This window comes from uncultured Vibrio sp., from assembly GCF_947488985.1.
Taxonomy (GTDB): domain Bacteria; phylum Pseudomonadota; class Gammaproteobacteria; order Enterobacterales; family Vibrionaceae; genus Vibrio.
Map to the genome: position 1 here is coordinate 1 of NZ_CANLBV010000128.1, position 7,379 is coordinate 7,379.

Consider the following 7,379-nt stretch of genomic DNA (forward strand, 5'->3'; position numbering starts at 1 on the left):
GGTATCGAGATACAGACTACTTCTTCTTGAAGATAAAAGCGGCTTTCCCCGGAAAGCTGCGATGAACCATAAAAAAGCCACTGTATAAAAATAATAGAAAAGGATTTTACGTGGACGCTTTCAAAAAAGTCGTGTGGCAAGAAGGGATGTTTATTGCCCCTCAGCACTTTCAGCAGCAAGATCGCTATGTGCAAAACTACATTCGTCAGAACATCGAAACACTGGCAGGTTTTGCCCCTTTTTACGGTATCACCGAACTGGTGCTTAACCACGATCTCTTAAGGATCGGTAAGCTGTCTATACCGAGCTGTTCAGGTGTGTTCCCCGATGGAACCCAATTCAACCTCAAACAAGAAATCGTAGTCGATATTCCGCAAGGCACCATTGAAACCATCGTTTATCTTGCTCTGCCTATCTCGTTGCAAGGTAACAATGATTACAGCGAAGATGGTCAAGAGCAGAGCCGTTATATCACCCGTTCAATCAATGTATTCGACACATCTACCTCTGAAAACGCCAGCGTCGAGGTTGATGTGGCTCAACTTAATATCGAGCTCAAATTTGCAGAAGAAGATGCCTCCGGGTTTACCCTAATTCCAGTGGCTAAGATCTTGGAGATCAGTGATTCTGACGAAGTCGTGCTCGATAGAGCCTTTATTCCTGCCTGTTTGCATTATGGCGCTTCAACGTTGCTGAACGAGCGAGTCAAAGAGATTCACGCACTAGTTAGCAACCGAGCTCAAAACCTTCTCAAGCGCATCGAGGCAGGACAAGGGCAAAAAAGCCCTCAGTCTATGATGCAAGATTTCTTATGGCTGCAAACTCTCAACACATGGCTTCCGTGGTTTGAGTTGACCATCAGCAATACTAAATACCCAACTCACGAGCTGTATTCCAAATTAAAACAGTTCGAAGCTCAGGTGATGGCGTTAACGCCAGCGATTCCTGACCAATGCAAACCATTAAAGTATGACCAGCTATACAACAACTTTAACCCGTTGTTTTCGAGCTTAAGAAACTTACTGACGCTGGTTCAACAAGATTCGGTTATCGAGTTCAAATGGGATATATCCCTATTTGAGAAGCGTCGATTGCTTCGCACATTAATTAAAGATCCAAGCAGCGTTTATAACCGTCGTTTCGTTCTCAGTGTTAAGTCTGATATCAGTAGCACAGAGCTTAATGAGCTATTCCCTATTTCGGCCAAGCTAAGCAGTAACAACAAGATTGTAGAACTCGTTCGAAGCTCGCTTTCTGGTATCTCATTAACACCGCTTCCGATCGCACCGAGCGAGCTTAAGCCGATGCAAGGCGTCGCCTATTTCGAAGTCGATACCAAAGATCGAAATTGGTTAGACATGCTAGATACACGTGACGCAATTGCGCTACACGTTGATGCTCGCATTCCTGCCCTCGAAGTCGTTCTATACGCGTTGAGATAATGATTATGGATTATTTAGACGAAGAAACACTGGTCATCGATAGAGCATTAAAAGGCTCAGCTAATCCCGAGTCTGATCAGATATTCTCTACATTGGTTGCTGTGCACTCAAGCAGCACTCAAGAAGAGTTTCTGCGTCACTTTGATAAGGCAGAGAATCAACTGATCAACATCAGCAGCGATTTACTGACTAAAACACTCAAAATATCCACGCTCTCTGAACCAGAAGATCTCACACTATTTCGTGAACAGTTTATTCAGAGTATCAACGACATAAAAGCTCAAGCAACCGATCTCACTTACCCTATCGCGGTTATCGATAAGCTGTGCTTTTTGTATGCAGTTGTCATCGATGAATTCATCATCTACACCGAATGGGGAGAGAAGCGCAGCTGGGAAAACAAAACCCTGCTGAGCGAATTGTTTGGTATGCGTAATGGGGGGGAGCTGTTCTTCTCTGTCGCAGAAAAAGCCGCAAGACAACCCCACAAGCTGATAGACCTTTTAGAGATCATCTACCTCTTCATTAATATTGGATTCAAAGGCCAATATCGTGAAGGCGGCGCAGAGCAGTTAAAAGCATTTGTTCATCAGTTAGAACAAACCATTAGCCAATATCGCTCCGCCAACGGGGTGCATTGCCGTACTAAAGTAAAACTTCCAGAAGTCAGGAAACCAACTAGGCGTAAACGTTACTTGATCACCAGCTTGTTTTTCTTCTGTTTGATCGCTACCAGCATTGGCTTAACGGAATTCTGGTACGCCAAGACCCACAGTCAACGCGCACGTGATTTCACATTTTTGAACAGCTTTAGCCAACGCTATGTGTTATCAGGTGAAATAAAAGACATCGTATTTATCAGCCAAGATAACGACTTAGAGACCCCACCACGTCACGCAAGTAAAGCCGACGCGCTGAAAGCCTCGCAAAACAACCACTTGACACCGAGCTCAGCCAATTGGTTGGTACAGCTCGCGACTTTCTCTAGTAAGAAAAACGCCCAAGCCTTTATAGATAACCTATCACCATCAGCTTATGAGCCGATCATCTCGGCGTACAAGAAATACTATCGAGTAATATTAAGAGCTGATACCGCAGAACAAGCGAGAAGCACCAAAGCATGGTACGTAGACAACGACCAAATTAACGCCATTATCGTTCGCACTTCTGCTCATGAGTTAAACAAGGAAAAGTCTAACTGATTATGCCGGATGCCAAACCAAACCAATCAGGCAACGTAAAAAAAACAGTGGGTATCTCTGCCTTAGCCTCTGTCGCCTTTTTTACTGTCGTCTCTAGCGTCATTCTATTAACCCCACTCAATGCTTATTTGGTGTGGGCGCTGACCACGACCGCCATTGTCTCAACCCTTATCGGTGTCCTTTGCTATTGGGTACTGATCAAGCGCAGCGCAAAAGCGAAACAAGAATCGTTGGGTAAAGAGCTCATTCAGAAAAGACAGAAACAGTTAGCCCACCACTTCAAACGTATGATCAGTGGCCAGAAACGGAAAACTCGCTTAACCAGCCGTTATGATCAGCCAATCTATCTACTGTTGAGCCAAAACCCGAGTAAAGACAGAAGCATCATCACTCAAATGGGTTACGAAGCGTATAAACTCGATGACTTCGGTAATGACATTGAGTTCCCTATCCTATTTTGGGTGAGTGAGCATTCTATCTTGGTATCAGTGAGTACGGGTGAAGACCAACATCCGGAGTACCTGAAAACGCTGTGTCACTCGCTCACTGCATGGCGGCCTAGACAAGCGGCGAATGGCTTATTGCTCACAACAGATATCTGCTCATTGTTAGAAAACAATGAACAGATAACGCAACAAGCTGACGCGCTTAAATCGATAATAAAAACGTTTAATCAATCATTTGGAGTCAGCCTGCCAATTTATAACGTGATCTCGAATATGGGCAGTATCAGCGACTTTTGTCAGTTCTTCTCTGCGTTTGATGAATCAAAAAGAAACGAAGTCTTCGGAGCCACAGCCCCGTACTCTAAGCACGGTGGTATCGACGCGGATTGGTTTAATGATGAATATGATCACATAATCAGTGAACTTATTGCCAACATGAGCAACGCGCTTGCTGGGCAACTCAATCAAGATTATCGAAAATCTATTGCCAGTGCGCCTTTTCAATTTGGGCTATTAAAGCAAAACCTTTGGTTGTTCCTTAATCGATTATATAGAGGGGAACAACTCAGTGATGCACTGCAATTTCGAGGTTTCTACTTCACTCATGATGGACAAAGCTCTGCGCAAACAGACTTGCTAGCGAGCGCCGTCTCTTCTTCGGTTGGTCACGAGCACTATCAACAAAAAGAGCAAATTCCTGTAAACCAAACTCTGTTTGCTCAATACCTAATGACTCATGTCATTTTATCTGAACATGAACTGGTGGGCGTAAACAGACGCAAAGAGAATACGCTGCTTGTTAACCAAGTTGTTTTCACGCTCTGTTGGACTGCCCTACTCGCTGGAGTCTTGCTAGTGATCAAATTCGACTTTGATTTCCAGAATCAACGTGAAACCAGAGCCGATATCATGCTTGAACGTTACAAAGAAGCGATATCAGCATCACCTTATGACATCGAAAACATGGCTGATAATATCCCGAATCTGTTTTCGTTGCAGCGCATCTATAGCCTATATAAACAGCCTGAACCTTGGTATAGCCTGCCATTTATGCCAAATCCTAGTATTAAGCAAGAAGTCGAAGAGGCCTATTACACAGAACTGCAACAGGTCCTCATTCCTTCGATGGAAAATACGCTTGAAAAAGACCTGTTTGTATACGTAAACCTTGAGGATCAATCTCAGACGCTATCTCTGTTAAACAACTATCGTTTACTATTCAGCAAAGACCGAACCAATGTCCAAGAGCTCAAAAACTACTATATTCGTACGCTGCAAGACCAAGGCGAAGCGGATAGCGTCAACATTGCGCAGCTAGATGTGCTGCTCAATGACATCTTTGCGCGTAACCTAACGCCAGTGAAATCGAACCATGATCTAGAGAGCCTAGCGAAAAAAGTCATCACTCAAACCGGCATTGAAACGCTGTTATACGAACATATTCAAAGCTCTAGCACTTTTTCAAAGCGTGTCGATATTCGCGGCGAGTTAGGAGACAATTTTAGTTCGGTATTTCAGTTCTCAGCAAGTTATGCCGGCTACTTGGTACCTTACATCTACACGCCAACCGGTTTTAACGAACTTGATTTATCCATCAACTCCCCAACTCTAAAGTCGGCCTTGCAGTCATATCAAGGGGTTGCAGGGGCATACCCTAGCGCACTGGAACTGCACCGAATCAGTCGTGAGCTCAAGCAAACTTACCAAAATGATTACATTAACTATTGGCGTGATCTTATTAGCAATATTGAAGTCAAAGAAATCACAGATCCAAAGCTGCTCAAAAATGCATTCGCAAGCCTGTCTGGCGCAAGTCACAACCCGCTAGTCGACCTGTACTCAACGATCGCTAAATACACCTATGTCGAACTGGCGATACCAGCTAAAGATGATAAACAACCCGCTCCTGAGAGCATACCGATGCAAGATCCTGACAAAAAGGAATCCGCTCGCCAAATTTCTCTCAGCTTCCAAGCGTACAAAAAACAAGTCTCCGCTAATGATCAAGGTAACAAGCCAATAGATACTCTGATCACTGCGTTTATCAATGCTAACAAATGGGCTGACCAATTTTACCAAGCCAAAGAGCCACAAAAAATCGCGTTTAATATACTGTCCGCAACGCTGCAAGCGGGAAATCCGATTTCAGCATTGTCGAGTTTATCTCATCATCATTTAACTGTGGCTGAAGAGCTGACAAATAAGGTTGTGCATCAGAGTAATGAAATGGTGATGTCGTTAGCCCACGACTACCTCAACACAGCATGGTCGAATGAAGTTTATCAACCTTACCAACAGCGGCTTGCCTCTTTTTATCCGTTTAACCGAAAGTCTAAATCAGATGTGAGTGTCGCTGATGTCAAAGCCTTCTTTGTTACTAATGGCATAGTCGATAAATTCTCTCAAGCTCGCCTTAATGGATTCGTTAAAAATAGCGATCAAGCACCTTATTTACCGGGACTACTGCCGGGTACAGGCTTATCGATTACGCCAGAGGTTTGGACAATGATAGATAAAGCCGACGATATAAAGAGCGCCCTATTCTTAGCTGACCCATCGAACATTATGATCGACTTCCAATTGAAAGCCGTCGACATGACACCCAACGTTACCGAGTTTTCGATCATTTCAGACAAACCTATCTTTACCTATCGTCATGGGCCGACGTTATGGAGCCAACAATCATGGCAAGGTAATGCGAAGTTTATCGAAAAGTTAGGTATTCAACTTAATGCGCAGGGTTCGACTATCGGTCAGAACACGGTAACAGGCACATGGAGTTGGTTCCGTTTATTCGAACCAAACGTAAACTTTACATCAGCACAAGACACACAGGTCGAGTTTGTTTACGGGGACAGTAAAGTGAAGTTGACCATCAAAACTCAAGGTCAATCAAATCCATTTGTGCCCGGTTTCTTCTCAGGATTTTCATTGCCAAGTGGGATTTAAGTGAGATCATTTAATGCACGTTCAAATCACTCACCTTGCACATTAAGGCGAACTCCATTTTTTGAGGAGACGATCTCTTTAAATAAAGTAGATGTGAACGATGAAAAGCTTCTACACGCGTTAGCCATGCAAGGCTACACTCACCTCACTCGTTTAAGTTCACGAGTATTGAAAGCCCAACACTCTCATTGGGGCTTGGTTACCATTAAATGTGCTCATCAGGTAAAGCATCGACACTTTTTAAAGCAAGAGGCGGAGTTTCTTTATTCCAACACCCGTTCCAATACCAGCAATGTTTGGCCAACATATTGTGATTATTTTTTTATCCATCACTGTGACTGCCTAACTCTTACTCATATGAGTGGTAAAACACTTCTGGAAATTCACAACAGCTCAAATATCCAAGCCAGTTTGCCCTCTCACTGGCTTAGCACTTTAGAGTCAGCCATCAACCAAATCCATACGCTTGGTTTTATCCATGGCGATATTAAGCCGTCCAACATTGTGATCAGTCAGCAAGGCCAGATGCAACTCATCGATTTTGGCTCTGTCACTAAAATAGGCACTGAGCGCGCTGCGCTGCGCTTTGAGAGCTACACCCCCCAGTACTCAAGAGACTATTTCGTCACAAGCCAAGTTGACGATTGGTTTTCTCTCGCGGTCATACTAGAACAGTTATTCGATGACGCTGCTCTGCCCAGTCGATATCAGACTCTACTAAAACAGCAAAGATAAGCTGAACATCTCAACACGCGCACTTAGTGCATTAACCGGTTTTGACTTCAACAATTCAAGCCTGATCACACAACGACCCTGTCGATGTTGTTATTTTTTGTTAAGTAAAGGTTAAGATATAAAATATCTATTCATATGCTAGGGCGTGTTGATATTTTTAGATTCCAAAACAAAGAGTTAACCCTCAATAAATCATGCATTTTCACCACATTACGCTGCGCTTTGTTAGCATTTATATCAGTGATCTGATTAAATTTTTTAGGGACAAAAAATGAATCAAATAACGACAGACAAACCCATTATTTTGGTCGTTGATGACATACCGGATAATATCCATACCCTCTCAGGGATCCTCAACGACGATTTTAAAATCAAAGCAGCAACATCCGGTGAAAGGGCGTTAAAAATCGCCTCATCCTCCCCAAAACCACATTTGATTCTTCTCGATATCATGATGCCTGAGATGGACGGATATGAAGTGTGTCGCACACTAAAAAGTGACCCGGTCACATCCGATATCCCAATCATCCGGCGTTTTTCAAGGTAGTTGTCATCATTTGCTTACTTATTAAGCAGCTTCTCTTTCTGGGTTTAGGTGTACTTCA

4 protein-coding genes and 1 pseudogene are annotated in these 7,379 nt (G+C 43.5%); all 5 read left to right on the top strand.

The features are described from left to right. The first annotated feature begins 110 nt into the window (after positions 1-110). Entirely contained in the window at positions 111-1,442 is a 1,332-nt protein-coding gene (gene tssK / locus Q1A70_RS18090) for a type VI secretion system baseplate subunit TssK (RefSeq protein ID WP_299694923.1), read from the top strand. Then, complete coding sequence (gene icmH, locus Q1A70_RS18095) at positions 1,442-2,644, top strand: type IVB secretion system protein IcmH/DotU (RefSeq protein WP_299694920.1); 1,203 nt, start codon at positions 1,442-1,444, stop codon at positions 2,642-2,644. The genes tssK and icmH overlap by 1 nt, the downstream gene beginning before the upstream one ends. A 2-nt stretch (positions 2,645-2,646) precedes the next feature. After that, complete coding sequence (gene tssM / locus Q1A70_RS18100; RefSeq protein ID WP_299694917.1) at positions 2,647-6,039, top strand: type VI secretion system membrane subunit TssM; 3,393 nt, start codon at positions 2,647-2,649, stop codon at positions 6,037-6,039. A 126-nt stretch (positions 6,040-6,165) separates the two neighbouring features. Next, on the top strand, positions 6,166-6,774 hold the full coding sequence (locus Q1A70_RS18105; RefSeq protein WP_299694926.1) for an AarF/UbiB family protein: 609 nt from the start codon (positions 6,166-6,168) through the stop codon (positions 6,772-6,774). Positions 6,775-7,045: 271 nt separating this feature from the next. Further along, positions 7,046-7,303: pseudogene (locus tag Q1A70_RS18110) on the top strand (response regulator); the annotation flags it as partial. Positions 7,304-7,379 lie beyond the last annotated feature (76 nt).

What these genes read in the sequence shown, in the direction of transcription:
- icmH (WP_299694920.1), top strand. Translation starts at nt 1,442, where the DNA reads ATGATTATGGATTATTTAGACGAAGAAACACTGGTCATCGATAGAGCA.
- tssM (WP_299694917.1), top strand. Translation starts at nt 2,647, where the DNA reads ATGCCGGATGCCAAACCAAACCAATCAGGCAACGTAAAAAAAACAGTG.
- Q1A70_RS18105 (WP_299694926.1), top strand. Translation starts at nt 6,166, where the DNA reads ATGCAAGGCTACACTCACCTCACTCGTTTAAGTTCACGAGTATTGAAA.